Below are 25,544 nucleotides of genomic sequence, written 5' to 3' on the forward strand. Positions count from 1 at the left end.
TTGGATCATTGGACGGAAGCGGTTTTGAATTTGGTCCATACGCGCATGCGTGCACGCATGTCCGCCTGGGGGATGTCTTTTCCCGGGATCAGCCGTTCAAACGTGGCCTCGTCCGGGTAGATCTGCGGGTTGTTGCGCATCGCCGGGTCAACCTCGGGACGCGCCTTGGCGTTTGCCGTGGGGTAACCGGTGAAGTTGCTGATGGCGGCCATGTTCTGCGGGCGCATCACGAAATTGATGAACGCGTAGGCGTACTCCGGATGCCGGGCATCCACGGGGATCGCCATGGTGTCCATCCACACCGTGGTGCCCTCACGAGGGATGTGATAGTCGAACGTGACCTTTTTTCCGGCTGCGTCCGCCGCCCGTTGCGCCTGGGTCATGTCGCCGCTGTAGCCGAGGGACAGGCACAGGTTGCCGTTCACCAGGTCGGTCACCGGCTGCGACTGGAACTTGCGGATGTAGGGCCGCAGCTTGAGCAACAGCTCGCTGGCGGCGGCCAGGTCGGCCGGCTTGGCGCTGCGCGGGTCACGCCCCAGGTAATTGAGGGCCACCGCCAGCACTTCGTCCGGTGAGTCGATCAGGGAAATCCCGCAATCGGCGAACTTGGCGGCCAGCTCCGGCTTGAACAGCAGGTCGAGACTGTTGACCGGCGCGTCCGGCATGCGCTGTTTGATCTGCTCGGTGTTGTACGTCAGGCCGATGGTGCCCCAGGTGTAGGGGACGGTGGCGTTGTTCGAGTAGGTGTAGTGCGCGCGCAACTTCTGCAAACCGGGCTCGATGTCATTCAGGGCGGTGAGCCTGGACTGATCCAGCGGTTGCAGGCTACCCGCGCGCATCAGCCGTTCGCCCACAGTGTCGCCAGGAAAAATCAGGTCATAACCGCTGCCGCCGGCCATCAGCTTGGCCTCCAGGGTTTCGCTGCCGTCCATCACATCGTAGATCACCTGGATCCCGGTTTCGGCGGTGAAACGCGACAGCGTGTCCTCGGCGAAGTAATCGGCCCAGTTGTAGAGCTTCAGGGTTTTTTCTTCGGCGTGCAGCGACGACGCCACCAGGGCCCCTAGCAACAGCGTGCAGATAATCTTCATGTCAAAGCCCTCGGTAGGTGTGATGACCGTCCAGACTCAACAACCCGCCATACATTTCCGGGCGACGGTCACGGTAGATGCCCCAGGTCAGGCGGTCCTCGCGCATCGTCGCCAGGTCGAGGCTGTGCACCAGCACGCCGGTGCTGTCGCGGTCAGCTTCGGCGAGCAGCTTGCCCTTGTGATTGCAGATAAAGGACGAGCCGTAGAAGTCCATCTGCAAGGTCGGGTCGGTGGTCGCTACCTCGCGGCCGACACGGTTGGCAGCGACCACCGGCACCAGATTGGCGGCGGCGTGCCCACGCATGGTCATCTGCCAATGGTCCCGGGAGTCGAGGGTCGCGCAGCCCGGTTCAGAGCCGATCGCCGTGGGGAACAGCAAGACTTCAGCCCCCATCAGCGCCAGGCAGCGCGCGGTTTCGGGGAACCACTGATCCCAGCAGATACCCAGGCCGATACGTCCGAACGCGGTGTCCCAGACCCGAAAGCCGGTATCGCCGGGGCTGAAGTATTCTTTCTCCTGATAGCCGATGGCGTTGGGGATATGAGTCTTGCGATACACCCCGAGTAACTGCCCATCCGCATCGGCCACGCTCAGCGAATTGAAACAGGCATTGCCGGCCTTTTCGAACCAGCTGAGGGGCAGCACCACGCCCAATTCCCGGGCCAGGGCGGCAAAGCGTTTGAGCACCACGCTGTGCCGGTATTCCTGCGCCAGCGCCAGGTGTTTGTGATGCTGCTCGATGCAAAAGTATGGCGTGGCAAACAGCTCTTGCAGCAGGATCACCTGGGCGCCCTGCTTGGCCGCGTCACGTACCAATTGCTCGGCCAGATCGAGGTTCGCGGGCAGGTCCCAGGTGCAGGGCATTTGCGTGACAGCAATCGTCAGTACGGTCATGGCATCACCCCTTCACCGGCCAGGCGGGTTGCTGTTGGGTGATGCAATGCACCCCGCCGCCGCCATGGGCCAGGTGATTGATGCGCACCGGTACCACCACGCGCCCAGGGAAAGCACGGGCCAGGACATCGGCGGCAATCTGGTCGGCGTCGATGCCATAGGCAGGCATGATGATCGCGTGGTTGGCGATGTAGAAGTTGGTGTAGGAGGCGCAAAACACTTCAGCCTCAGTGTCCACCGCGTCGGTGGCTTCATGCAGGTCGATCATCTCGAACCGGCGGCCTTGGGCATCGGTGGCCAATTCCAGGGCCCGACGGTTTTCCCGCACCACCTCGGCGTACACCGAATGGGTGTCATGGGTGGCATCCACCAGCAACACGCCGGGGCGGGCAAATGCGCACACGCCATCGACATGGCCGTCGGTCATGTCACCGGTCACATGGTCGGGATCGCCCGGCAGCCAGATCGTTTTCTTCACACCCAGCAAGCGCGCGAAAATCTCCTCGATCTCGGCCTTGGTCACCCCTGGATTTCGATTGGGGTTGAGTAACACTGATTCGGTGGTGATCAACGTGCCTTCGCCGTCCACATGAATGGCGCCGCCTTCGTTGCTCAACGGTGTGCCCAGGCACTCCACGCCCAGGTGACTGAGCACCCGGCGCGCCAGGCTTTCATCCAGATCATGGGCCGACTTGCCGCCCCACGCGTTAAAGCGCCAGCTCACACCGGCGAGCCCCTGTTGCGGATGGCAAACAAAGCTCGGGCCGGAATCGCGACACCAACTGTCATTCACCGCCAGTTCGATCAATGCAATGTTCGGCCCGCACAACGCTTTGGCGCTGGCCACAGCGCAAGGATCGACGATCATTTTCACCGGTTCAAAACGCGCAATCGCATTGGCGACACGGGCAAAGTCCTCCTGCACCAGCGGCAATGTAACGCCCCAGCCGGACTCCCAAAGCGTTTGGTTATGCGGCCAGACCATCCACGTCGCCGCATGCCTGGCCCACTCCGCCGGCATCCACCAGCCACCGTTCTGAATTTCATTCTGCTGCATGACAAATACCTTTGAGTTAAGTCATTGTGTTCAATGAAAACTGCCCGCGAGGTCTTGGCATGCATGCTACGGCTGTAAAAACGGGCTAACAAACGATGGATTTTGTGGAAAACTGATTAGAGGAACTTATCAGCATGCTTAACCATTGGCCGCCTCTGGGCACCCTCCGCGGCTTCGAAGCCGCCGCCCGGCTGGGCAGTTTCCACAAGGCCGCCGAAGAACTGCACCTCACTCAATCGGCCATCAGCCAGCAGATTCGCAGCCTTGAGGCGTACCTGGAGCAACCGTTGTTTTTCCGCAGTGGGCGCAGCGTCAGCCTGACCGATGCCGGGCACGATTTCCTCAGCACCACCCAGGCGCTATTGCAGCAATTGGCCGTGGGCGTTCGTCGCCTGGGCCAGTACCGCAAACCCAACCAACTGGTGCTCAACACCACGCCGACCTTCGCCCGTCACTGGCTGCTGCCGCGCCTGGAGGATTTCCGCCGCCAGCACCCGGAAGTGGACCTGTGGATATTCAGCACCGACGAAGTCCCGGACATGGCCAGCCAGACCATCGACCTGGCCGTACGCGACGACATCAGCTCCCAGGCCGAATGCAGCTTCAAGGTGCTGCATGCCGACCGCCTGTTCCCCGCGTGCAACCCACGCGTGCTGGCACTGCCCAGGGAGCAGCGCACCACCCTGCACGGCGAACGGGAGATGGATTGGAGCCATTGGGCGGTGGAGGCAGGGATTGATGTGGGGCAAAAAGATCAGGGACTGAATTTCTCCGACCCCGGGCTGTTGCTGGATGCGGCGTGTACCGGGTTGGGGATTGCGCTGGTCAGCCAGTTATTAAGCCGACTGGCATTGGAAGACGGGTTGCTGCAACCGCTGGTAGAGGCAACCATTCGCGGGCCCAATTGGGCCTTGCTGACCCACCGTGACAGCGAGAACAACCCGCTGGCACGGTGTTTCATTGAATGGTTGACGAGCAAGCTGGTCACCGCCGTAGCCGATTAGTCCCGGCTGGCGTTCAGCTTCTCCCACAAAAAGCGGTAGACCAGCGCACTCATATGCGCAGCCTGCGCATTGTCCGCCGCCCCCCCGTGCCCACCTTCGATGTTCTCGTAATACGTCACGTCCTTGCCGGCCTCGATCATCTTCGCCGCCATCTTGCGGGCATGGCCCGGGTGCACACGGTCATCGCGGGTCGAGGTCAGGAAAAACACCGGAGGGTAAACCTTCGCCGGATCAAACAGGTGGTACGGCGAAAACGTCCGGATGTAGGCCCACTCTTCAGCTACGTCCGGGTTGCCGTATTCCTCCATCCACGACGCCCCAGCCAACAAGTGGTGGTAGCGCTGCATATCGAGCAACGGCACCTGGGACACGATTGCACCGAACAGTTCCGGGTATTGGGTGAGCATATTGCCGGTCAACAGGCCGCCGTTACTGCCGCCCTGTGCGCCCAGGTGCCGGGGCGAGGTAATCCCGCGGGCGATCAGGTCCCGGGCCACCGCCGCGAAATCTTCATAGGCCCGCCCACGGTTCTGCTTGAGTGCCGCCTGGTGCCAGCGCGGGCCGTATTCACCGCCACCGCGAATGTTGGCAACCACGTACACGCCGCCTTTCGAAAGCCAGGCGCGGCCTACTTCACCGGAGTAATTCGGGGTCAGGGAGACCTCGAAACCGCCATAGCCATAGAGCAACGTCGGCGCCGCTCCATCGAGTTGCAAGTCCTTGCCGCTCACCATGAAATACGGCACACGGGTGCCATCCCTGGAGACCGCGAACTGCTGCTCGATCACGTGCCGGCTTGAGTCGAAAAACGCCGGCAGGGTTTTCAGCACCTCGGGCGCCTGACCGATCTCGGCCAGCGCCAGGGTGGTGGGCGTCAGGTAATCGGTGGTCACCAGCCAGACGGCATCACTGTCGTCGCTGTCCACTGCGCGGGCATACACCGTGCCCATGCCGGGCGCCCCCGTGAACGGGCTGTGCTGCCATCCGTTTGCGCCGGGCGTGAGCACGCTGAGGCGACTCTTGACGTGATCGAGCACGTTCAGCACCAGGTGATTCAGGGTCCAGATAAACCCTGTCAGCGATGTGCTGTCCGTGGGCGTGAACAGCACTTCGAAATCCCGCTGGCCCGCCATGAAGCGATCAAAGTTGATCGCCAGCAACGAGCCGGAAACAAACACTTCATCCAGCGCCCAGTCCTCGCGCAACTCCAGCAACAGCCAGTCTTTATGCACCGACTTTTCAGCCGAGTTCGGCGCATCGATTTTGCTCAACCGGCCATCGTTGCCCCGCAGGTACAGCTCGTTGTTGTAGAACGCCAGCGTACGGCTGACGAAGTCACGCTCATAGCCGGGCGTGTCGTCGTGCATCGCCGCGATGTACATATCATCCGGCACGCCTTCGTAGACAACACGGGCAGCACTCAGCGGCGTGCCGCGCTGCCACTGCTTGGCAATGCGCGGGTAACCCGAGCGGGTCATCGAGCCTTCGCCAAAATCGGTGAAGACATACACGTTGTCACGGTCGATCCAGCCCAGGCCGCCCTTGGACTCCGGCAACTGGAAGCCGTCTTCGACCCAGGTCTTGCTGGCCAGATCAAACTCCCGTGTGACACCCGCATCAGCCCCGCCGCGGGACAACTCCAACAGGCAGCGCTGGTAATCCGGGCGCAGGTAATCAGCACCGTGCCACACCCAGTTTTCGCCTTCGGCGGCGTTCAGTGCATCCAGGTCCAGCAGCGTTTCCCAGGCGGGTTGCGCCTTGCGGTACTCCGCCGGGGTGGTGCGACGCCACAGGCCGCGCGGGTGAGCGGCGTCCATCCAGAAGTTGTAGTAATAGGCGCCGACCTTGTTGACGTGGGGGATGTTGCTGTCCGAGTCCAGCATCTCCAGCACCTCGGTTTTGATTTGCTGGAAGCTGTCGGAGCGGGCGAGCCGGTCTTCGGTCTTGAGGTTCTGGGCCTGTACCCAGTCCAGTGACGGGGTGCTGTCGATGTCTTCAAGCCATAGGTAGGGATCGGGGGTAGTTTGGTGAGCTGTTGACATGCTCGAGTCCTGTCGAAAATTGCGGTGAATATCTCGTGGGTACCCGCTGGGGTATGAGCCCCAAGCTGATCATTTCTTCAGGCGCGAAGCGCACTAATTATAAATTGACGTCAAAATGCCATCATTCTTTATCAAGATATGTCTTACCGGGTCGATACGTTACAAAACCACACTGACCTGAGGGCATATCGTTCATGAAGCTTACAGTCAAAGGCAAGTTGCTGTGTCTGGCCATCATCCCCGCATTGTTGTTCGCATTGATTATCAGCGGCCTTGCGTCGTGGATGCTGCAGCGCACTGCCGATCAGCAAATGCTCGAAACCCGAGAAGGTTTGATCAAGCGCAATCGTGACGTACTGAAGAACTATGTCGAGGTGGCCCTGACCACCATCAAGCCGCTGCACGACGCCTCGGCAAAGGGCGATATGGCAGCCCGGGACAAGGCCCTCGAGTTGCTCAAGCCAGTGAAGTTCGGCGATGAAGGCTACTTTTTCGGTTACGACACCAAAGGCATGCGGGTCTTCCGTGGCGACAGCACCGCCGGGGTCGGCAAGAGCTTCTGGGACACCCAGGACCCCGACGGCTCCTTCCACTACCAGACGTTTGTCGAAGTGGCCAGGAACGGTAAGCACTACGTCGATTACTTCGCGCCCAAACCCGGCCAGGAAAGCGTGCAGGTGCCCAAGCTGGGCTACACCGTGTACCTGGAAAAATGGGACATGGTGCTCGGCAGTGCAATCAATATGGATGACATCGACGCCGCCATGGCGCTGGAGCAGATAGCGGTCACCGAACGCACCCGCGCCCTGCTGGGCAGCATCTTCCTGGTGACCCTGGTGTTGCTGCTGGTCACCGCAACGGCCGGTATCTGGACGGCCAATGGCGTGGTCCGCCCGCTGCGTGTGCTCAAGACCAACCTGGATGACATCGCCGCCGGTGAAGGCGACCTTACCCATCGCCTGGCGATCACCAGCAACGATGAATTGGGTGACCTGGCCGCCTCGTTCAACCGGTTCATCGACAAGATCCACACCATGGTCAGCCAGGTGGCGAAGATGACCACCGACCTCGACGGCCTGGTGCATCAGGCGACCCAACAAACCCTGCGCTCCGAACAAGCGATGCAGCGCCAGCGCAACGAGACCGACCAGGTCGCCACCGCGATCCACGAAATGTCAGCCGCGGCCCAGGAAGTGGCGCTCAGTGCCCAGCGTGCGGCCCAGGCGGCGGCAGAGACCGACCAGCAAGGCCACGCCGCCCGCAAGGTGGTGGGCGACAACATCACCGGGATGAGCGCACTGGTGTCGGATATTCGCCTGAGCGGTACCAGCCTCGACAGCCTGCAGCAGGATGTACGCTCCATTGTCTCGGTGCTCGACGTGATTCGTTCGATTGCCGACCAGACCAACTTGCTGGCACTCAATGCCGCGATTGAAGCCGCGCGTGCCGGTGAGGCCGGCCGTGGTTTTGCGGTGGTGGCCGATGAAGTTCGTGCACTGGCCAGCCGCACGCAACAGAGCACGCAAGAGATCCAGGGCATGATCACGCGCCTGGAAGCCGGCACCACCGCCTCGGTGGCCGCGATGCACCGTTCGACCGAAGCCGGCGAAGGTGCCAATCAGCAGACCAACGAAGTGGGGGTTTCGCTGGATTCGATCTCGGACCTGATCGGCACCATCAACGCAATGAACGCGCAGATTGCCAGCGCCGCCGAAGAGCAGACCTCGGTCGCCGAAGAGATCAACCGCAGCGTGCATCAGATTGCAGGCGCGGTGGAAAGCCTGGCCGACGAAACCGAACACAGCGCGCGCACTATGCGCGATGTGTCTGCGCTGGGGGCCAACCTCAACAGCCTGGTGCGCCAATTCAAGATCTGACCCGGTGCGCCATTGCCTTGAAACAGGGGGCGATAGCTGTTTTAGTGACGACTTATTAGTTAGCTTGATCATTATTAGGTAGCGATTCAATTGCCGTCTTCGGGCGGCAAATCATAAGAAAAACCAACGCACACCCGTGTTTAGACTCAGGAGTGAGTAACCGATGTCCGAGAACGATACCTCCCCAGGGCGTCGCGACTTTTTACGCAAGTCGTTGACGCTGATCCCCGTTGTCACACTGGCCAGTACCGGCCTTTCCTCCGGCGCCTTCGCGCAGACCCCGGCCAGTGACAGCCAGGCTGGCACGCCAGCACCGGCCAGGGTCGATGATTACAAACCGACGTTTTTCACCCCGCAGGAGTGGGCCTTCCTGATGGCGGCCTGTGACCGCTTGATCCCGTCCGATCACGTCGGCCCCGGCGCCGTCGAACTCGGCGTGCCGGAGTTTCTCGACCGGCACATGCAAACGCCCTACGCCAACGGCGGCATCTGGTACATGCAAGGCCCCTTCGTCGAAGCGGCCCCGGAGTTCGGCTACCAGGGTCGCCTGACGTTGCGCGAAACCCTGCGGGTCGGGATCAAGGCCATCGACGCCAGTTGCCAGAAGACCTTCGCCGGCAAGACCTTTGCCCAGCTCTCGACGGCCCTGCAGGAAGACCTGTTGAAGAATGCCGAGAGCGGCAAACTGGCACTGGAAGACATTTCCTCGAAGCTGTTTTTCAGCAACCTGCTCAACGAAGTGCGCAACGGCTACTTCGCCGACCCGTCCCACGGCGGCAACAAAAACATGGGCGCGTGGAAAATGATCGGTTATCCCGGCATGCGCGCCGATTACATGGACTGGGTCACGGTACGGGACAAGCCGTACCCGTTGCCGCCGGTCGATCTGGCCGGACGGAGGGGTTGAGCATGGCGAACATCAAACCAAAAGCAGACGTAGTGATTGTGGGCATGGGCTGGACCGGGGCAATCATGGCCAAGGAACTCACCGATGCAGGGCTGCACGTGGTGGTACTGGAGCGCGGTGCCGACCGTGACACGCAACCTGATTTTGCCTACCCGAAAGTCGTCGATGAGCTTGAAGGTTCAGTGCATCGCCGCTACCTGCAAAGCCTGTCCCAGGAAACCGTGACCGCACGGCACAACCTGACCTCCACTGCCGTGCCGTATCGCCAAATGGGCTCGTTCAAGCCGGGCACCGGTGTCGGCGGTGCGGGCAGCCACTGGTCTGGCTGCCACTTTCGCGCACTGCCGGAAGACTTCAAGTTGCGCAGCAATACCGAGCAGCGCTATGGCGCCAAGTTCATTCCCGACGACATGACCATCCAGGATTTCCCGGTCACTTACGAAGACCTGGAACCGCACTTCGATCACTTCGAATACGTGTGTGGCACCTCCGGCAAGGCCGGGGTTATTCAGGGTGCGAAACAGGTGGGCGGCAACCCGTTCGAAGGGTCGCGTTCCCGTGAGTTTCCGTTGGGCCCGAACCCCAATTACCTCGGCGCAGAGATGTTCTACGGTGCAGCCCGCGAGATGGGCTGGGACCCGTACCCGATCCCCGCGTCCAACGCGTCGGCACCTTACGTCAACCCCTACGGTTGCCAGATGGGCCCGTGCAACGCCTGCGGTTTCTGCAGTGACTACGGTTGCCTGAACTACTCCAAAGCCAGCCCGAACATCAGCATTCTGCCGGTGCTGCGCCAGCGCAAAAACTTTGAGCTGCGCACCCATGCGCAAGTGCTCAAGGTCAACCTCGACAGCGATGGCAAGAAGGCCACCGGCGTCACGTACCTGGATGCCCAGGGCCGTGAAGTGGAGCAACAGGCCGACCTGGTGCTGCTGTGCGCGTTTTCGCTGTTCAACGTGCATTTGATGCTGCTCTCGGGGATCGGCAAACCCTACGACCCAGTGAGCGGTGAAGGCACCATCGGGCGCAACTACTCGTACCAGAACCTCAATCGCGTGGTGCTGTTTTTCGGCAAGGAAGTACAGGCCAACCAGTTCATCGGGATCGGTGGCGCAGGCACCACCATGGACAACCTCAACGGCAACCAGCTGGACAATGCCAAGGCCGGTTTTGTCGGCGGCGGGATTATCTGGGCACGCCAGCCGGGCGCCGGTCCGGTGCGCGGGATCAACGTACCGCCGGGCACGCCAGCCTGGGGCACGCAGTGGAAACAGGCGGCCAGCGATGCGTTCCGTCATTCGTTCTACTTCGAGGTGCAAGGTGCCTGCATGTCGTACCGTCAGCACTACTTGAGCCTGGACCCGACCTACAAGGACGGCTTCGGTCGACCGCTGCTGCGGATGAACTTCGACTGGCACGACAACGAAATCAAGGCCTCGCAGTTCCTGGTGGGCAAGGCGCTGGAGATGTCGAAAATCCTCAACCCGACCGCCATGGCCGGCGACGCCAAGAAGCCGGGCGAGCACTACAACATCACCAAGTACCAGAGCACCCACACTTGTGGTGGCGCGATCATGGGCAGCGACCCGAAAACCTCGGCATTGAACCGCTACCTGCAGTCGTGGGACGTGCACAACGTGTTCGCCATTGGCGCCAATGCGTTCCCGCAAAACAACGGCTACAACCCCACGGGGATGGTGGGGGCGCTGGCGTACTGGTCTGCCACGGCGATTCGCGAGCAATACCTCAAAAACCCCGGCCCGCTGGTTCAGGCATAAGGAGAGAGACCAATGAAAAAGTTTCTCTTGAGCCTGGTTGGCTTGGTGGTGACGGTGCTGGTCGTGTTGTTGGCATTCGCCTTCTGGCCGACCCACACCCGTGGGTTACAACCGGCGCCTGAAGCGCAACAGGCCGCATTGATCGAGAAAGGTCGCTACCTGGCGGATGCCGGCGACTGCACCGCGTGCCACACCGCCAAAGGCGGTCAGCCGTTCGCCGGTGGCCTGCCGATCGCCTCGCCCATCGGCACGCTGTACAGCAGCAACATCACGCCCGACAAAGCCACCGGTATTGGCGGTTATTCGCTGGAAGATTTTGACCGCGCGGTTCGGCACGGTATCGCCGCCAATGGCAGCAGCCTGTACCCCGCCATGCCGTACCCGGCGTATGCCAGGGTAGACGACGATGACCTGCAGGCGCTGTACGCCTACTTCATGCACGGCGTCGCGCCGGTCAATGCCGAGAACCGCGCCAACGCGGTGCCGTGGCCACTGTCCATGCGCTGGCCGCTGGCGATCTGGCGCAAAGTGTTCGCCCCCGACCCCGACGTTGTGGCATTCAAGGCCGATGGCTACAAGGACGCCGACGTGGCACGCGGTGCCTATCTGGTCCAGGGCCTGGGCCACTGCGGCAGTTGCCACACACCACGGGCGGTGACCTTGCAGGAGAAGGCGCTGGATGAATCCAGCCCGGTCTACTTGTCTGGCGGGCCGGTGATCGATGGCTGGCTGGCGGTGAACCTGCGGGGCAACCCGGCAGACGGCCTGGGCAGCTGGAGTGTCGACGACATCGTCGCGACCCTGCGCAGCGCCCGCAGCGAAACCCATGCGGTATTGGGTGGTGCGATGGGCGATGTGGTGGTTCACAGCACCCAGCACCTCAACGACCGGGACCTGCACGCCATGGCGGCGTACCTGAAAACGCTGCCTGCCGACGGGCGCCAGGTCTCGAGCTTCACCGCCGACCCGGCCACCGCCAAAGCCCTGGCTGCGGGGCAGGAAGGCAGCCGTGGTGCCGAGCTGTACATCGACAACTGCGCCGCCTGCCACCGTACCAACGGCCAGGGCGATGCACGGGTATTCCCGAAAATCGCCGGTAACTCGTCGGTGTTGTCCCAGGACCCGGTGTCGATGATTCGCCTGGTGTTGGCGGGCAGTAGCCTGCCGGCCACCGCGACTGCCCCTTCCACCCTGGGCATGCCGGGTTTCGCCTGGCGCCTGTCGGATGACGAAGTGGCACAGCTGCTGAGCTTTGTCCGCACTAGCTGGGGTAACCAGGCACCGGCGGTGAGTGCGGTGCAGGTCAAGCAAATCAGGGACACGTTGCCGCAGCCGTAAGGCCACGCGATAGGTGACGAGGCAGGCTGACGTGCAAGGCGTCAGCCTGCTGATGTTCCTTGACGTTACATACCCGGGTCGAATACTCCGGCCGCGCTGAATCCCACCTAGTTGCCAGGTCGAAAAGCAGCAATCGGAAGTACGTAAGGTGTCCGACTTTGACCTTCTTTGAGGAATAAAAAAGCAAGAAACCGGGTGCGCGGCCCGATCTGATAGGCGATACAGGGGAACGCAAGGGTGGGCCGTTACGGCAGGAGTACGGGCGATGGCTGAAAAAACCGCGTGGATGCTGATGGGCAAAGACGCCAACCTTTTCCCAAGCCACGAGCCGGGAACGCTGGGCGGCCACCGTCGTAGCAGGCTCTATGGAAAGCTCGACTGTCGTGCGGCGCTGCAAGCGATAGCACGCGGTGGTTATGTGAAAAATCGCGTGTTTTTTCTCGATGAAGCTACCGCTATAGCTGCGGGATATCGGCCTTGTGCTGTCTGTATGCCCGACGAATATCGCCGACTGGCACCGGCAATAAGTGACTGACTCCAACCTGGGTTGCCCAGCGCTGGAGTCAGTCACGGCTACCGACCTCAGGCAGTCGGGTCAGACATGCTCACCCTGTTCTTCACGCTCGGGCGCGCCTGCATACTGGCGTACCACGCTTGCAGTGCTTCGCACTCGGCTGGCACCGCCAGCTCCACCAGTTGGGCAAAGATCAACCCTCCTATAACAGTGATATCGGCCATTGAAAACGCCTCCCCCGCAACGAATGGCTGTCGTTTTAGTACCTCGTTGAAATAGTGCATGCCCCTGAGCGCCTTATCACGCTGACGAAAGCCCCACTCGACGTTTTGAAAGCCGGGGCCGGGCGATCTTCGCCGCAGTGGCCGGTGCCCAGTTGATGGCGAGGAGCCGCTCGGATATTGCGCTTTATGATGGGTTGATTGAGGGGTACCGGCAGGCGGGATTGCTGCCGGTGTAGCGATTGATGGCGCAAGCCGGGTTGCCGATTCCCAATGGGCAAAATGTTGGGTTTACCCAACAGCCGTTGATGGATGTGCACAGACCACTCAGGCGAGCCTTGGGAAATCGCCGGGGCAAATCCCCATCACCACATAAAGCTTGACTTATCCTTTCCAATCAGTAACATACGGCGCATTCCGCGATAGCTCAGTTGGTAGAGCAAATGACTGTTAATCATTGGGTCCCTGGTTCGAGTCCAGGTCGTGGAGCCAGACAAGGTTCCAGAGAAGGCTTTCAAAATCTCTGAAACCCCCGAAAACCCGCCTTCTGGCGGGTTTTTTCGTTTTGGCGTTCTGTCGGATTCCGGTGGATACCAGCCATTTTAAGGGTAGAGTTTGGGATAAAGGTCAGTTCGATAAAAGGGAGTACCCTTATGTCGCGCACTACTGCTCCACTCTCCGACGCCGCTTGCCGTTCGGCCAAGCCCACAGACCGCGCCTACAAGCTTTTCGACGGCGACGGCCTTTACCTTCTAGTCCAACCCAATGGCCGCAAAGGCTGGCGTCTCAGATACGTCAAACCTGATGGCCGGGAAGGACTGACCTCATTCGGCAACTACCCCATCGTTGGCCTCTCGGATGCGCGCCGCAAGCGCTTGGAGGTCAAGCGAATGCTGGCGGATGGCATTGACCCTATAGGAGCCAAGCACCAAGCCAAGACGCAAGCCCTAATCAAAGGCTGCACCTTTGAAAGCGTTGCCCTCGGCTGGCACACGGAAATGTCAGCCAAGTGGGCACCGGACTATTCCAAGACAGTGATGAGTCGCCTCAAAACTCATCTCTTCCCGCTGATCGGCGCCCGCGCCATTGTCGACCTTGATACCCACGACCTTATGCGGCCCCTGGACGCGATTAAGAAGCGCGGAACGATAGATATTGCTTTAAGGGTACAAAACTACCTGCAGAGCATCATGCGCGAGGCAAAGCGCCTCCGGCTTATCACCGTAAACCCTGCTTACGACCTCGTAGGCTCGATCAAAGCCTCGCGGGTCGTCCACCGCCCCGCCTTATCCTTATCGCGCTTGCCTGAATTGCAGGAACGGATCGACACCTATAAAGGCCGCGCACTTACCCGGCTGACGGTCTTGCTGTCGCTGCACGTGTTTGTACGCTCCAGCGAGCTGCGCTTCGCCCGCTGGAGCGAGTTCGACCTCAAACGTGGCGTCTGGGAAATACCCGACACGCGACCAGCGTTGGAAGGCGTACCCTTTTCCACAAGGGGTACGAAGATGGCAGGCGATATCCATCTTGTACCCTTATCGCCGCAAGCGATCGCCCTGCTCGAGCAGATCCACGCAATCACAGGCAAATTTGACTTGGTGTTCGCAGGCGATACCAAGTCTTGGAAACCAATGTCCGAAAACACGGTGAACAGCGCGCTTCGGAAGATGGGGTACGACACCAAATCCGAGATCTGTGGGCATGGGTTTCGTTCGATGGCCTGCAGCGCACTGATCGAGTCAGGCTTGTGGACGGACACAGCCATCGAGCGGCAGATGAGCCACAAGGAACGCAACAACGTCCGCGCCGCTTACATCCACAAGGCCGAGTTCATCGAGGAGCGCAGGCTGATCATGAACTGGTGGAGTCGCTACCTTGAGGCTAATCAGCAGAAGCATGTCAGCCCACGCGAATTCGCCAATCAGACGGGTGCCAATGTCACTCGCCTAAAAGCAAAACGTGGCGCAACTGAGTAAGCGCTCGGTCCTCATATCTCAGTGATCCGTTTGTCCACGCGGGTCCATCCAAACAGGGCTGCAAAGCCGCCCTGTTTGGATGGACCTCACTTAAAAAATCTAAAGCCCACGCAATTGTCTGTGGAAAACCACTGATTTCCATTAGTGGATAATTTCATCCACAGCCGCACAACTCCCGAAAATTCGAGCCTTGACCCTAATTCTCCACAGGCGTAGAAAAGGTCGGGCAAAGCGCTGTCGCTGACAGCAACCCAGGTAGCCAGAACCTTTAAGGCTACGCCACACCGTGGTGGTTCTCCCAAAGTGCGATTAGCGTCCGGCGGCTCGCACGGTCACTCACCGAGTGATGGATGCCTACTTTTACCAGTGTGCCCACTGCGGCAACTCATACCCTTTTATAGCTGCCCTGCAGCAACCTATTCGCTTGGCCATTTCATTGCGCCAACCTGCGCCCGTCTCTTTCTCCCGGAAAGAGACGGGCGCTCCTACCGCTGCTGCAGCCCAACTCGTACAAGGCTTTGCGGCATTCCCCCTCGTGACAATCGGCGTGACAAACACCGAAGTCACCAGCAACAGCGATGCAGATGATGGTGCCGCAGCCCAAGGAATGGGTTGCACCTGACTGACAGTCAGGCATGCCCCGGTCATCTCATCACTGCCTTCACCCGACTCAGGATCTCGCGGCGCTGGTCTCGTCAGCCAGTGCAGCCTCCACCCGCCCACTTCCTCGGAAGTGCTCAGGAGGTCAGATCATGAGATGCCCAAGCTCCCGGTCGTAAGGAGCCGCCAGTCCCGCGTGAGTGGACAACCCTCACAGGCCGCAGGGGCCTTGATCCCTGATAACACTCAACATTCTTGGCGGGATGACGTGGGGAAGGTTTTAAAAGTATTGGCTTCGAGAGGCGTTCGATCATGGCACTGGTGGGCAGGCGAGATGGACGCAATTTTGGCTATGGCCGGCAACTGAGTTATGCCGGGCCGCAGGCATTGCGCGATCTATTTGGCGGCGGGCATTACGGGACCGTCAAGGCGCACAGTGATCGCTGGCAGGCGTTTGTACGCTGGTGTCGCTCGGAGGATGGGCCAGGGTTTAACGATGCGCGGCAGATTGATCGGCAGACCTTGCTGGACTACGCCGGACATCTGCGCCAGCACGTTGAACAAGGCGCTATCGGCATCGCCACCGCGCAAAACCGGTTGTCCAGCGTGAACCGAACGATGGCTGCGCTGCGCGGTGATCAGTATGTGAAGGTGGCGAGTCCGAGCAAGGCGTTGGGAATGCGGCGCACCAGTGTTCGTCGCTCGGTGCCGCAAGGCCAAGACCGCGAACACGTGAAGCGGGTCGTAGACGGGCTCTGCGGACATCAGCAGTCGCGCGCCGCCTCCATCGCGCAGTTGGCGCGAGCAACCGGTATGCGCTTACGCGAGGCGATTTTGGCCGACCTTCCCCGACTACAACGGGAAGCCGAGCAACTCGGGAGGATCAACATCCAAGACGGCACCAAAGGTGGCCGATCCGGCGCCTCGGCCCCTCGGTGGATGAGCACATCCTCGACGCACTGGCATTCGCCCTTCAAGTCTCGCCTGACGGTAGCCGCAACCTGCTTGCAGCGAATGAACGCTACCTCGATTTCCAACAGGTAATCGTTCGCCCCGCACGGGAGATTCTCCATGCGCACAACCTCAAGGGTTTCCACGAATTGCGGGCGACCTATGCGTGCAAACGCTATGAGCAAATCACCCAGCATCCTGCACCCATCAACGGTGGCAGCTGCTACCAGCCCGACCGACACCTCGATCAGGAGGCCCGAGCACAAATCAGCTATGAGCTGGGGCACGGTCGTATCGACGTAGTTTCGGCTTACATAGGGGGCCGAGCATGAGTAAGGCATTCGATATGGAGTTGTTCCTGGCGGGCGGGTCTCATACCACACGCCAACGCCACCTGCGTCAGCGAAGGCTATCCAAACAGCAATAGCTGATCGCTGGCGACGCGACAATCCATGGACTTGGCAGCAAAAGCATCTCGCATGGTTCCTATATCACCATATGAACCAGCACGCTGAATCGACGCGCTATTACTATCTGCTGACCGTGCACTTGCTTGCTCATCGTCTAGGAAAGTCCTGGCAGTTCAACCGCCAAACAAGGGCCAACAACCGGCCAAAAACGAACCTTTGAGCAGGGTATCAAGATGTCAGCGAAGTACCGTCAGATAGACACCACAGGCTAGTGCCACCAGCCCAGCCGGGATGGCCAACAAGGAGATCTGGTCGATCATCTTTGACTGATAAATGACATCGGCGAGGTCGTCTGTCTCTGCGGATGCACGTCGCTTCAGTACGGGCACAAGGCACAGTGCATTGCCGAGAACAGCGATGCCTCCTGCCACAACTTTTAGGGCATAAATTCCGTCGAAGCGCGCAGGCTCGATGAGCAGCAATCCGGTCACCAGCACCACGCTGAAGGCGGGCATCTCGAAGAACAGATCGATCTGGCTGTGCAGCCTGGCGACTGTGAAGCCCTGACTCCGACTCTGTGCTCGGGTGCGTTCAAGCAGGTACTCGACCGCTACGACGCCCAGCCAGAAGGCCACGGCGAAAAGATGTAGTTGAAGCAAAAGGTTAAATCGCATGGTGTTCTCCTCAGTCCCTGATCAAACCTGGCGTCTTAGTTGGCGCATCGGAGCGTCTGTCGGGATGATCGCGCTCAAGAAAGCGACGCAGCCCCTCGCGGGTCTCGGGTTGATGGATGGAACGGTTGAAACACTCCGCCTCGATGCGCAAGCCCTCAGACAGGGGTTGGCCATAGCCGCGGATCGCGGCCTCCTTGTCCCCGCACATGGCGGGTTGAGGGAGGGCACAGAGGAATTTGGCCAGTTCCATCGCACGCTCCAGTGAGCGCCCTTTGGGGACCACTTCATTGGCCAAGCCGATGGTGAGGGCTTCAGAGGCCGAGATGACCTTGCCTGTCAGGATCAGCTCCATTGCCCTGCCCAACCCCACGATGCGCGGCAGGCGTTGGCTGCCGCCATCGGCCAGGCCAATGTTCCAGCGGCGACAGGTCACACCGAAGGAGGCGTGCTCCTCGGCGATGCGCATGTCTGCGAAGCAGGCCCATTCCAGGCCGCCGGCGTAGGCAGCGCCATTCACAGCAGCGATCACGGGCTTGTAGATGTCCGTCCAACGGCTGGGTCCGAGAATACCCGGGCGCTCGCCGCGGTCGTGCGCAGCAATCTCGTCCGCGGTGGAAGGCACCAGGTCAAATCCTGCCTCAAGGTCTCCACCGGTACAGAAAGCTTTGTCGCCGGCACCAGTGATGATCGCAACCAGAGCACTCTGGTCATCCCGGAAACGTGTCCAGGCCTCCACCAGCTCCAAGTGGGTGGTTGGCCCAATGCAGTTGCGCTTGTCTGGGCGATTGAAACGGATGACCCTGATAGGGCCGTGTGTCTCGTAGTCGATTTGGGTAAAAGCCATGGCAGCTAGCCCTCTTGTTATTGTTCTGTGCGGATGATCAATGCCACGCCACGCGCTGATTGAGCGGGAAGCGCAACCGTGGGTTGTAGACCGCGCGTTCTCCGGGCATCCCGACCGCCAGCAGCATGACTGGGATTGCGCCTTTCGGAACGGGCAGCACCTGCTTCAGACGCTTCTCATCGAAGCCCTCCATGGGGCAGGTGCTGTAGCCGTGGCTCTGGAACGCCAGCATCAGGTTCTGCGCCGCCAGCGCTGTCGACTTCACGGCCCAGAGTCGCATCTGTTCCAGGCTATTGGGCGTGCGCATGACGGGGCGCCTGAAGCCCATCAGCCTGACCATCTGTCGTTTGAGCAAACCGCGCCAACCCAACCAGCCTTGGTTGTACTGGAATGGGGCGCTGTTCTTGTAGAAATGCTCAATCGCCTTGGGCACAGCGGGTTCTGGCCAAAGCCTGAGTACATCGGCACATGCCTGTTCCCAGGTGTTCGAATGTGCGAACACGGCAATGATCAGCGGTGCTTTCGCAGCGCTCTGGCCCAAACACACAGGCTGCAGTTGTTGCAGGAGATCGGGATTGCGTACGACATGAAAAGACCAAGGCTGCAGATTACATGAGCTAGGTGCCAGCATTGCCAGCTCCAGGCACTCCTGGATAACCGCCTTGGGCACCGCTTCGGCCGTGAAATGTCGCACTGCGCGCCGACTTTCGACCAGTGAGCGGAATACCTTGGCAGATGCAGAAAACTCTGTGCGTGGCGCGGTGGTGCTCATCAGCGGCATCCCGTGCCAGCGCGACTTTGCGTCGTTGTACTGTTGCTCTGCGCCGCAAACCAGTTGAGCACCTCGTCCCAGGCATCCGTAGCTGAAGCCCGGAAATACCCCATGTGACCGATGGGGTGCTTTTTCGTCTCGGGATGGAGATCACGCGTCAGCAACGGAGCATTGCGATAACCCTTGAGGAAGGCGTCTCGCGAGGCAGGAGGCGCCCATGGGTCATCCACCGCATTGGCGAAGACGCAGGGCATGCGGACTTCGGCATAAAGGCTGGCGACCGGAGCCATTGAGGGATCGTCGAAAAAGTAATGGGGGTGGGCACACCAGCGCCGCCAGTCTTTGTAGACACCCAGTGGCAGGTCATCGCCCATCCCCAGCATGCTCCAGGCCATGTAGCCCTTGTACGCGACGATCAGCGGCAGAACACAAGACCACAGCAGGCGAACTTTGAAGGCTTCAAGCCTGGGCATCCACCCGGCCCATCCGGCGCCAGTACCGAAGCAATAGGCAGAAGTGATCTTGTGATGATTGGGCAGCAAGCCCAGAGCATGCCCACCAAAGGAGTGGCCGACCCAGAACAGCGGAGTCCTGCCATCGTCCATGTGCTCAACGGCTGCTGCCAGATCGCGAAAGCCCCAGTCCAGGTAGGACATCTCGAAACCTTTCAGGGATGTGGGCCTGGACTCTCCGATACCTCGGTAATCGACAGTCAGGACGTTGAAGCCTTGTTTACTGGCATGCTCGGCGAAGCGGCGGTAGAAACGCTGTTGCACACCGGTCGCACCGGCCATGATCAGGTTGCCCTTCAGATTGCCCTGTGCTGAATAGTGGGTGGCGGCGAGGCGGTAGCCGTCGTCGGCCACTAGCGTCAGTTGATCAATCACCGAGAAGGTGGCGGCTGAATTAGGCAGAGTCATTCAGAGCACTCCTGCTGTTCTGCGCCAACCAGTTCTTTTCGGAGAATCTTGCCCACATTGCTCTTGGGCAAGTCGTCTCGGAAGATGATGCGGCGGGGACGCTTGTAGCTGACCAGATACTTTTCGCAGTGTGCGATCACGTGGGCCTCATCCAGATAGGGTTGGCGACGAACGACGTAGGCGATGGGTATTTCTCCGGCCTTCTCGTCAGGAGCCGGCACGACCGCCGACTCCATCACCCCGGGGTGAGCATTCAGAACTCGCTCGATCTCCGAAGGGAAGACTTTGAATCCCGAGGAAATGATCATTTCCTTCTTGCGGTCGACCAGGCGCAGATAGCCGTCCGGGTCGAAGAGACCGATGTCCCCCGTGCGGAAGAAGCCATCGCTGGTGAATGCAGACGCGTTTTCTTCGGGCCGTCGCCAGTAACCGGCCATGATGGCGGGGCTGCGCACACATATCTCGCCGGCACCGACGGTGACCTCGTCGTCATTCTCGCTTCGTAGGGAAATTTCAATTCCCGCTACTGGCAAACCTACCGAGCCGGGGCGGGAGCGTCCGGCCGGGTTGCAGGAAATCAGTCCGGTTTCAGTCATACCGTAGGCTTCGGTGATATGGCAGCCAGTGATCCGGTGCCAGAACTTGGCCGTGGACTCGCTGACCGGCATGCCCGCACCGAGGCAGAGAGCGAGGTCCGTGAAGTCCTGCGAGTGAAATTCTTCGTTCTCCAGGAGCGAGTTGTAGAGGGTGTTGACGCCGGGGAAACTGCTTATGCGGTGCCGGGACCACTCTTTGACAAACGCCGTGGTATCGCGTGGATTCATCACCAATACCGCTTTACCGCCTTTGGCCAGGGTGAAGAGCAGATTGCCCAGGCCGAGAATGTGGTAGAGCGGCACCGCGAGCAGCAACACGTAATCCGGCTCGGCCCTGCCTAAAAGATGCGGACGCAGAGCCGAATGCTGTTGGCCAACGTTGAACAGCAAAGCCCGATGACTGATGGGCACTCCTTTGGGCTGCCCTGTAGTGCCACCGCTATAGATTATGAAGGCCGTCTGCTCGGCTGTAATGGGCGCGCGTTGACTTAGTTTGGTCGCACGAGTCGCTACGACCTTGCGCCAGTCGACGGCTCCTTCTATGCGGGTGAACTTACTACCCAAGCGTCGATGAGCTACCCAATTAACCAATGACCGTCGCCAGCCTAGTTGATCACCTGGGGCGACTTGCACAGCAATACTTACACCGGCCTTGAGCATGGCCTGCTGGACACCCTGGCCCATGGGTTCGAAGAGAAATACGGCTTTGACTTCACTGTCCTTGAAAACCTGCGCCAGCTCCTGCGGCGTATACAAAGGGTTCACACAGACGGCGATCAAACCCGCCCGGATTATTCCCAGGCACGCCACCGGATGGGCGAGCATGTTCGGCAAAGCGACTGCAACCCGAGCTCCCGGTTGCAGCCCCTGGTTGATCAACCAGGTCGCTACCGCAGCACTCAGATTCTGTAATCGCTCGTAGCTTATGTTGGCACCCATTGCCGACAGGGCCGGGGCTTTAGGCGTTTTCATAGCGCTACGCTGCAGCAGCTCTTCTATGGTGCAAACCCCAAGGTCAGCAAGCTCGCTGCCACTCTGCGGGGTACTGACTAACTTCAGTTTCTCATTATCTTTTTTATTTGAACGATTCATCTGTGGTCCGCCCTAGCAGAGTTGGATCTGTTCGAGCAGCCCAAGACGCGATGCATTGCGCTTCAGCTTTTCGATAAGTGAAGGGACACGTACTTCGGCTTCGGAAAAATACAGACGGGCCAGAGCAGGTTTGCTTCTGAGGAATTCTTCATCAGACGTTGACGGCGCGACGGCATCCGCGATCCATGCCCACAAATAGCCAAAAACAACGGTACCCAGCAGTTCAAGGAAGTCCGGCGCAACCAAACCCACAACGTCCCGGTTGAAAACCGTATCGACCGATAGTTGCTGAACCAATGGTTCGAACTCGGTCCCCCATGACGCCAAGGTCGTGGCGACCCCTTCCAGTCCTGGACGCTGGCGCAGACGCTCGGCTAGCGCGGGGATGTGGCTGAGGAAGATCCCCAAGCGCTGTCCCTGATCGCTCAGAGTCTTGCGCCCTAGCAAGTCCAGAGACTGGATGTAGTTCGTGCCTTCATAGATCGGACAGATGGCCGCATCGCGCAGCAGCTGCTCCATGCCGGTTTCGACGATGTAACCGTGCCCACCGAACAGCTGGAGAGCGGACGAGATATGTGTACCCGCGTGCTGAGACAGGTAGCCCTTGACGATGGGGGTCAACAACTCTGCCAGCTGTGAGGCCTCCTTGCGTCGCGCGTCATCCGGGTGGCAACGCGCTTCATCAAGCAGGGTGCCGACCCAGGCGCAGAGCAAGCGTGCTGGCTCAATAAACAGCCGCTGCTGAACAAGGCTCGACTTGACGCCAATATGACTTAACAGAGGGTCAGCGGGTTGATCGGGGTGCGTGGCACCATTCAGCGCGCGGCCTTGCAAGCGCTCCTGGGTATAGCGCAGCGCGTTTTGGTAAGCGACCTCGGCCAGACCTACGGTTTGGACACCGACGGCGAGCCGTGCGCTGTTCATCAGCAGGAACATGCAGGCAAGGCCACGGTTCAATTCGCCGACGCGGTAGCCCCTGGCATTCTCGAATGCCAGGGCGCATGTGGCGTTGGCACGAATGCCATGCTTGTGCTCAAGCGCGATGACCGACACCCCGTTGGCTGAGGCAGGAACCTCCAATTGGTATTTCGGCACGACGAATAGGCTGAGGCCGCCAGTACCTGCCGGGGCCCCTTCCGTTCTGGCGAGCACCAGGTGAACGATGTTCTCGGTCAGGTCGTGATCGCCGTTCGAGATGAATATCTTGGTTCCACTCAGGAGGTAGGAGCCATCCGACTGCGTGACTGCAGTCGTGCGAATCAGACCAAGATCGCTGCCAGCCTGAGGCTCGGTAAGGCACATGGTGCCAAGCCATTCGCCACTGGCAAGCTTGTCGGAAAACAGGGATCGAACCCGCTCATCGCCGAATCGGTCGACACAACGGAGAACACCTTCGCGCACGTTGGCGAAAATGCTGAAAGACAGGTTGGTGGAGGCGAGCATCTCGTCAAAGAAGACACCTGCCGTTCCTGGGAAACCTTGCCCCCCAATGGACAGTGGGACCGTCAGGGCGGGCCAGCCGTTCTCCTGAAACAGGCGGTAAGCTGACTTGAAGCCCTGTGGGGTTTTGACCCCACCCTGTTCAAGCCTGCAACCCTCGGCATCGCCGCTGCCGTTCAAGGGCAGCAGTTGCTCTTGGGTGAGCTCGGCACCGACCTCCAGAGTGGCCTTGAACAGGTCGACGTCGATATGGTGGTGCTCTGGCAGCAGAGGCAACAGCTCTGAAAGTCGAAGAACCTTGTGAGCGAGGAAGTTGAACTCCTCCAGTGGTGCTTGGTACTGCAGCATCTCTTGCCCCTGCCTTATTGGTTAACGACCTTTGAACACCGGTTCGCGCTTCTGCATCATCGCCATGACGCCTTCACGCACGTCTTCGCTCTTGATCAGCGTGAACAGCAGTTCGTTGAGCTTGGAGAGCGCGGCATCGTCACCCTCGTCGCGCGCCTGGAAGGCAGACTGCAGGGTGGCCTTGATGGCCAGCGGTGCGGCTTTGGCGATGCGCTCGGCGTACTCGATGGCGCGCGCCAGTTCCTGGCCTGGCTCAACGACCTCGGTCAACAAACGCATAGCCAGCGCCTCGTCAGCCCCAAACTCTTCGCCGGTCAGCATGTAGCGCATGGCGTTAGTCCAACCTGCGGCCTGAGTAAAGCGCACGGTGGAGCCGCCAGACGGCGGAATGCCGCGCAGCACCTCCAGGTGGGCGAAGCGGGTGTTGCTGGCGGCAATCGCGATGTCGGCGTTGAGCACCAGCTCGATGCCCGCAGTCCAGCAGGTGCCTTGCACGGCGAGGACCACTGGTTTGGTGCGGCGCGGCTTCGAGACGCCCCACGGGTCGATACCCTCGTCCGGGTACTTGAAGCCGCCCGAAGCCAGCTTCGGCGTCAGCTCCATCAGATCGAGGCCTGCCGTGAAATGGTCGCCGTGGGCGAACACGACGGCGCAGCGCATTTCATCGTTGCGCTCGAATTCCCCCATGGCCAGGGCCAAGTCATTGAGCATGGCGCTGTCGAAAGCGTTGCGTTTGCCGGCCCGTTCAAGACCGATAAGGAACAGATGACCACGCTGCTCTCGGGTAACGCGACCCGGACCGCTGTTTGCTTCGCTCATGGGAGACTTCTCCTGGCTTAATGAGGGGGCTGCCTGGCAATTCCAGGCGGGCTCTAATTACTTACCGAATGTTCGGTTTGATAAAACTAAACAAACATTCGGTAACCGTCAAATTGAGACGCCAAGGCTTATGACGTAGAATCAATCTGCATGATTTAGAGCAGGAGTAACCCGTGCGCCCACTGAAAATCCCACGCGATGAGCTTCTGCAGCGCTGCGCCAATACCTTCAAGCGCCTCGGCTACCACGGCACCACCATGGATGCGTTGTCGTCCGCCTGCGGGTTGACCAAGGCGTCCTTCTACCATCACTACCCCAACAAGGAATCGCTACTGCGGGACGTGCTGGGCTGGACGCATGAGCGGTTGAAACAGTCGCTGTTCTCCATCGCCTTCGATGAAAACCTGGCTCCGCAAGAGCGACTCACAAGCATGGGGCGCAAAGCCAAGAAGCTCTTCCAGGACGACTCGATCGGTTGTCTGATGGGCGTCGTCGCGGTCGATGCCACCTATGGCAAGGTGGAGCTGATGGAGCCGATCCGGCTCTTCCTGGATGACTGGACTGCCGCGTTCGCCAAGCTCTATAGCGCCGGGTACAGCCAGGAGGAGGCGCAACGGCTGGCGAGGCAGTTGGTGGCCGACTTCGAGGGGGCCATCTTGCTGGCTCGTATCTATGGCGATCCGAGCTACATAGATGCTGTGACCGAGCGAGGCCTGCATCAGCTGGAATCAGCGGGCGTAGGCGTCTAGGCCAGTTCCCGCTCAAAACTCCGTTGCAATTCCTGCCAGATCAGGTCGAGCGGCTCCACACTGCGAGCGGCTCTGCACAGCGCGACAGAACCCTCGATGGAAGCAATCGCGAACAGTGCCAAGCTGCGAGAGCGGATTTCCGCTACGCCCGCTTCCTGTAGCGAATGACTGATGATTTCCTGCCATCGCACAAAGATGCCGTTGGCCTGATCCAGCAGCTGCAACTGGATCTGCGCTTCCAGTTCGGTTTCCGACTCGCCGCGCTGGTCGGACGTGTACTGCTCGACCGCCACGGCCAACACCGCACAGCCGGCCTGGAAGGCCGTCTCTTCAAGGGTGCTGCGCCACAGGGCGACGAACAGCTCCAAACCTTTCAAAGGACCATGCTTGCCCAGCAGCTGCACCAGCGGCTCGCTAACCTCTCGACCCGCGTGGTCGACGGCGGCCTCAAGCAGCTGACGCTTGCCGCCGGGAAAGTGGTGCGCAATGGAGCCGCGCGGCGTGTTCGAGTAACGAACGACCTCGCGCATGCTGGTCGCGGTCATGCCCTTGCGGCGCAGAAGATCCGCGGCGCCGACGATCATTCGGTCACGAGTGGAAGCGCTCATCGTAAAAATTATGCCACCTGT

Annotated in this window: 19 protein-coding genes, 1 tRNA gene and 6 pseudogenes; 13 read left to right on the forward strand and 13 right to left on the reverse strand. The window is 60.2% G+C overall.

The genetic code is table 11. The features are described from left to right. Positions 1 to 5: 5 nt before the first annotated feature. Genes V3W39_RS02415 through V3W39_RS02425 form a run of 3 tightly spaced genes read right to left on the reverse strand, consistent with a single transcriptional unit; the run spans position 6 to position 3,043 of the window. Entirely contained in the window at positions 6 to 1,091 is a 1,086-nt protein-coding gene (locus V3W39_RS02415; RefSeq protein ID WP_259197490.1) for an extracellular solute-binding protein, read from the reverse strand. Position 1,092: 1 nt separating this feature from the next. Further along, complete coding sequence (gene aguB / locus V3W39_RS02420) at positions 1,093 to 1,986, reverse strand: N-carbamoylputrescine amidase (protein WP_177046177.1); 894 nt, start codon at positions 1,984 to 1,986, stop codon at positions 1,093 to 1,095. A 4-nt stretch (positions 1,987 to 1,990) separates the two neighbouring features. Next, positions 1,991 to 3,043: an agmatine deiminase family protein gene (locus tag V3W39_RS02425; RefSeq protein ID WP_330212155.1), complete on the reverse strand. Its 1,053-nt coding sequence runs from the start codon at positions 3,041 to 3,043 to the stop codon at positions 1,991 to 1,993. Between the two features lie 134 nt (positions 3,044 to 3,177). On the opposite strand from V3W39_RS02425, the gene V3W39_RS02430 reads away from it, so the two are divergent. After that, complete coding sequence (locus tag V3W39_RS02430; RefSeq protein ID WP_330212156.1) at positions 3,178 to 4,047, forward strand: LysR substrate-binding domain-containing protein; 870 nt, start codon at positions 3,178 to 3,180, stop codon at positions 4,045 to 4,047. Here V3W39_RS02430 and V3W39_RS02435 read toward each other — a convergent pair. After that, a complete protein-coding gene (locus V3W39_RS02435; RefSeq protein WP_330212157.1) occupies positions 4,044 to 6,089 on the reverse strand; it encodes a prolyl oligopeptidase family serine peptidase in 2,046 nt (681 codons plus the stop codon). The genes V3W39_RS02430 and V3W39_RS02435 overlap by 4 nt on opposite strands. Positions 6,090 to 6,400: 311 nt before the next feature. On the opposite strand from V3W39_RS02435, the pseudogene V3W39_RS33705 reads away from it, so the two are divergent. The 6 genes and pseudogenes from V3W39_RS33705 to V3W39_RS02460 form a co-directional block, all read left to right on the forward strand. Further along, positions 6,401 to 7,108, forward strand: a pseudogene (locus V3W39_RS33705) (cache domain-containing protein); the annotation flags it as partial. Between the two features lie 363 nt (positions 7,109 to 7,471). Further along, a pseudogene (locus tag V3W39_RS33710) lies at positions 7,472 to 7,966 on the forward strand (methyl-accepting chemotaxis protein); the annotation flags it as partial. A 163-nt stretch (positions 7,967 to 8,129) separates the two neighbouring features. After that, positions 8,130 to 8,873 (forward strand): gluconate 2-dehydrogenase subunit 3 family protein, encoded by a 744-nt coding sequence (locus V3W39_RS02445; RefSeq protein ID WP_259197486.1) that lies wholly within the window; start codon positions 8,130 to 8,132, stop codon positions 8,871 to 8,873. A gap of 2 nt (positions 8,874 to 8,875) precedes the next feature. Next, entirely contained in the window at positions 8,876 to 10,651 is a 1,776-nt protein-coding gene (locus V3W39_RS02450) for a GMC family oxidoreductase (protein ID WP_177046188.1), read from the forward strand. 12 nt (positions 10,652 to 10,663) lie between these two features. Next, positions 10,664 to 11,989 carry a cytochrome c gene (locus tag V3W39_RS02455; protein ID WP_330212159.1) on the forward strand — a complete coding sequence of 442 codons (1,326 nt, stop codon included), beginning with the start codon at positions 10,664 to 10,666 and terminating at the stop codon, positions 11,987 to 11,989. Positions 11,990 to 12,254: 265 nt separating this feature from the next. Then, the gene (locus V3W39_RS02460) at positions 12,255 to 12,524 is read left to right on the forward strand and encodes an Ada metal-binding domain-containing protein (RefSeq protein ID WP_177046192.1); all 270 of its coding nucleotides are present in this window, start codon (positions 12,255 to 12,257) and stop codon (positions 12,522 to 12,524) included. A gap of 47 nt (positions 12,525 to 12,571) precedes the next feature. Here the strand turns inward: V3W39_RS02460 and V3W39_RS02465 are convergent. Next, positions 12,572 to 12,835, reverse strand: a pseudogene (locus V3W39_RS02465) (glutathione binding-like protein); the annotation flags it as partial. Between V3W39_RS02465 and V3W39_RS02470 the strand changes: the two are divergent. From V3W39_RS02470 to V3W39_RS02490, 5 genes and pseudogenes are all read left to right on the forward strand, one after another. Next, positions 12,835 to 12,963 (forward strand): annotated as a pseudogene (locus tag V3W39_RS02470) (TetR/AcrR family transcriptional regulator); the annotation flags it as partial. The pseudogenes V3W39_RS02465 and V3W39_RS02470 sit on opposite strands and share 1 nt — an antisense overlap. Positions 12,964 to 13,140: 177 nt before the next feature. Next, positions 13,141 to 13,216, forward strand: a tRNA-Asn gene (locus V3W39_RS02475). 161 nt (positions 13,217 to 13,377) lie between these two features. After that, on the forward strand, positions 13,378 to 14,700 hold the full coding sequence (locus V3W39_RS02480) for a tyrosine-type recombinase/integrase (RefSeq protein WP_330212160.1): 1,323 nt from the start codon (positions 13,378 to 13,380) through the stop codon (positions 14,698 to 14,700). A gap of 912 nt (positions 14,701 to 15,612) precedes the next feature. Continuing rightward, positions 15,613 to 16,583, forward strand: a pseudogene (locus V3W39_RS02485) (integrase domain-containing protein). Next, positions 16,580 to 16,881 (forward strand): annotated as a pseudogene (locus V3W39_RS02490) (hypothetical protein). The pseudogenes V3W39_RS02485 and V3W39_RS02490 overlap by 4 nt, the downstream one beginning before the upstream one ends. A gap of 16 nt (positions 16,882 to 16,897) precedes the next feature. Here the strand turns inward: V3W39_RS02490 and V3W39_RS02495 are convergent. Genes V3W39_RS02495 through V3W39_RS02525 form a run of 7 tightly spaced genes read right to left on the reverse strand, consistent with a single transcriptional unit; the run spans position 16,898 to position 24,166 of the window. After that, a complete protein-coding gene (locus V3W39_RS02495) occupies positions 16,898 to 17,335 on the reverse strand; it encodes a hypothetical protein (protein ID WP_032904920.1) in 438 nt (145 codons plus the stop codon). Positions 17,336 to 17,345: 10 nt separating this feature from the next. Further along, positions 17,346 to 18,179, reverse strand: a complete 834-nt coding sequence (locus V3W39_RS02500) for an enoyl-CoA hydratase/isomerase family protein (protein WP_020302259.1) — start codon at positions 18,177 to 18,179, stop codon at positions 17,346 to 17,348. 37 nt (positions 18,180 to 18,216) lie between these two features. After that, on the reverse strand, positions 18,217 to 18,951 hold the full coding sequence (locus V3W39_RS02505) for a nitroreductase family protein (RefSeq protein WP_020302260.1): 735 nt from the start codon (positions 18,949 to 18,951) through the stop codon (positions 18,217 to 18,219). After that, positions 18,951 to 19,871: an alpha/beta hydrolase family protein gene (locus V3W39_RS02510; protein ID WP_020302261.1), complete on the reverse strand. Its 921-nt coding sequence runs from the start codon at positions 19,869 to 19,871 to the stop codon at positions 18,951 to 18,953. The genes V3W39_RS02505 and V3W39_RS02510 overlap by 1 nt, the downstream gene beginning before the upstream one ends. Next, a complete protein-coding gene (locus V3W39_RS02515) occupies positions 19,868 to 21,559 on the reverse strand; it encodes an AMP-binding protein (protein WP_230147460.1) in 1,692 nt (563 codons plus the stop codon). The genes V3W39_RS02510 and V3W39_RS02515 overlap by 4 nt, the downstream gene beginning before the upstream one ends. 12 nt (positions 21,560 to 21,571) lie before the next feature. After that, positions 21,572 to 23,347, reverse strand: coding sequence for an acyl-CoA dehydrogenase family protein (locus V3W39_RS02520; RefSeq protein WP_115486828.1), 1,776 nt, complete (start codon positions 23,345 to 23,347; stop codon positions 21,572 to 21,574). Between the two features lie 21 nt (positions 23,348 to 23,368). Then, the gene (locus tag V3W39_RS02525; RefSeq protein ID WP_038442105.1) at positions 23,369 to 24,166 is read right to left on the reverse strand and encodes a crotonase/enoyl-CoA hydratase family protein; all 798 of its coding nucleotides are present in this window, start codon (positions 24,164 to 24,166) and stop codon (positions 23,369 to 23,371) included. Positions 24,167 to 24,339: 173 nt separating this feature from the next. On the opposite strand from V3W39_RS02525, the gene V3W39_RS02530 reads away from it, so the two are divergent. Further along, positions 24,340 to 24,915, forward strand: a complete 576-nt coding sequence (locus V3W39_RS02530) for a TetR/AcrR family transcriptional regulator (RefSeq protein WP_020302265.1) — start codon at positions 24,340 to 24,342, stop codon at positions 24,913 to 24,915. Here the strand turns inward: V3W39_RS02530 and V3W39_RS02535 are convergent. Continuing rightward, positions 24,912 to 25,499 carry a TetR/AcrR family transcriptional regulator gene (locus V3W39_RS02535; protein ID WP_020302266.1) on the reverse strand — a complete coding sequence of 196 codons (588 nt, stop codon included), beginning with the start codon at positions 25,497 to 25,499 and terminating at the stop codon, positions 24,912 to 24,914. The two genes, V3W39_RS02530 and V3W39_RS02535, sit on opposite strands and share 4 nt — an antisense overlap. Between the last annotated feature and the right edge of the window lie 45 nt (positions 25,500 to 25,544).

The organism is Pseudomonas sp. Z18(2022) (assembly GCF_036346535.1).
GTDB classification, from domain to species: domain Bacteria; phylum Pseudomonadota; class Gammaproteobacteria; order Pseudomonadales; family Pseudomonadaceae; genus Aquipseudomonas; species Aquipseudomonas yamanorum_A.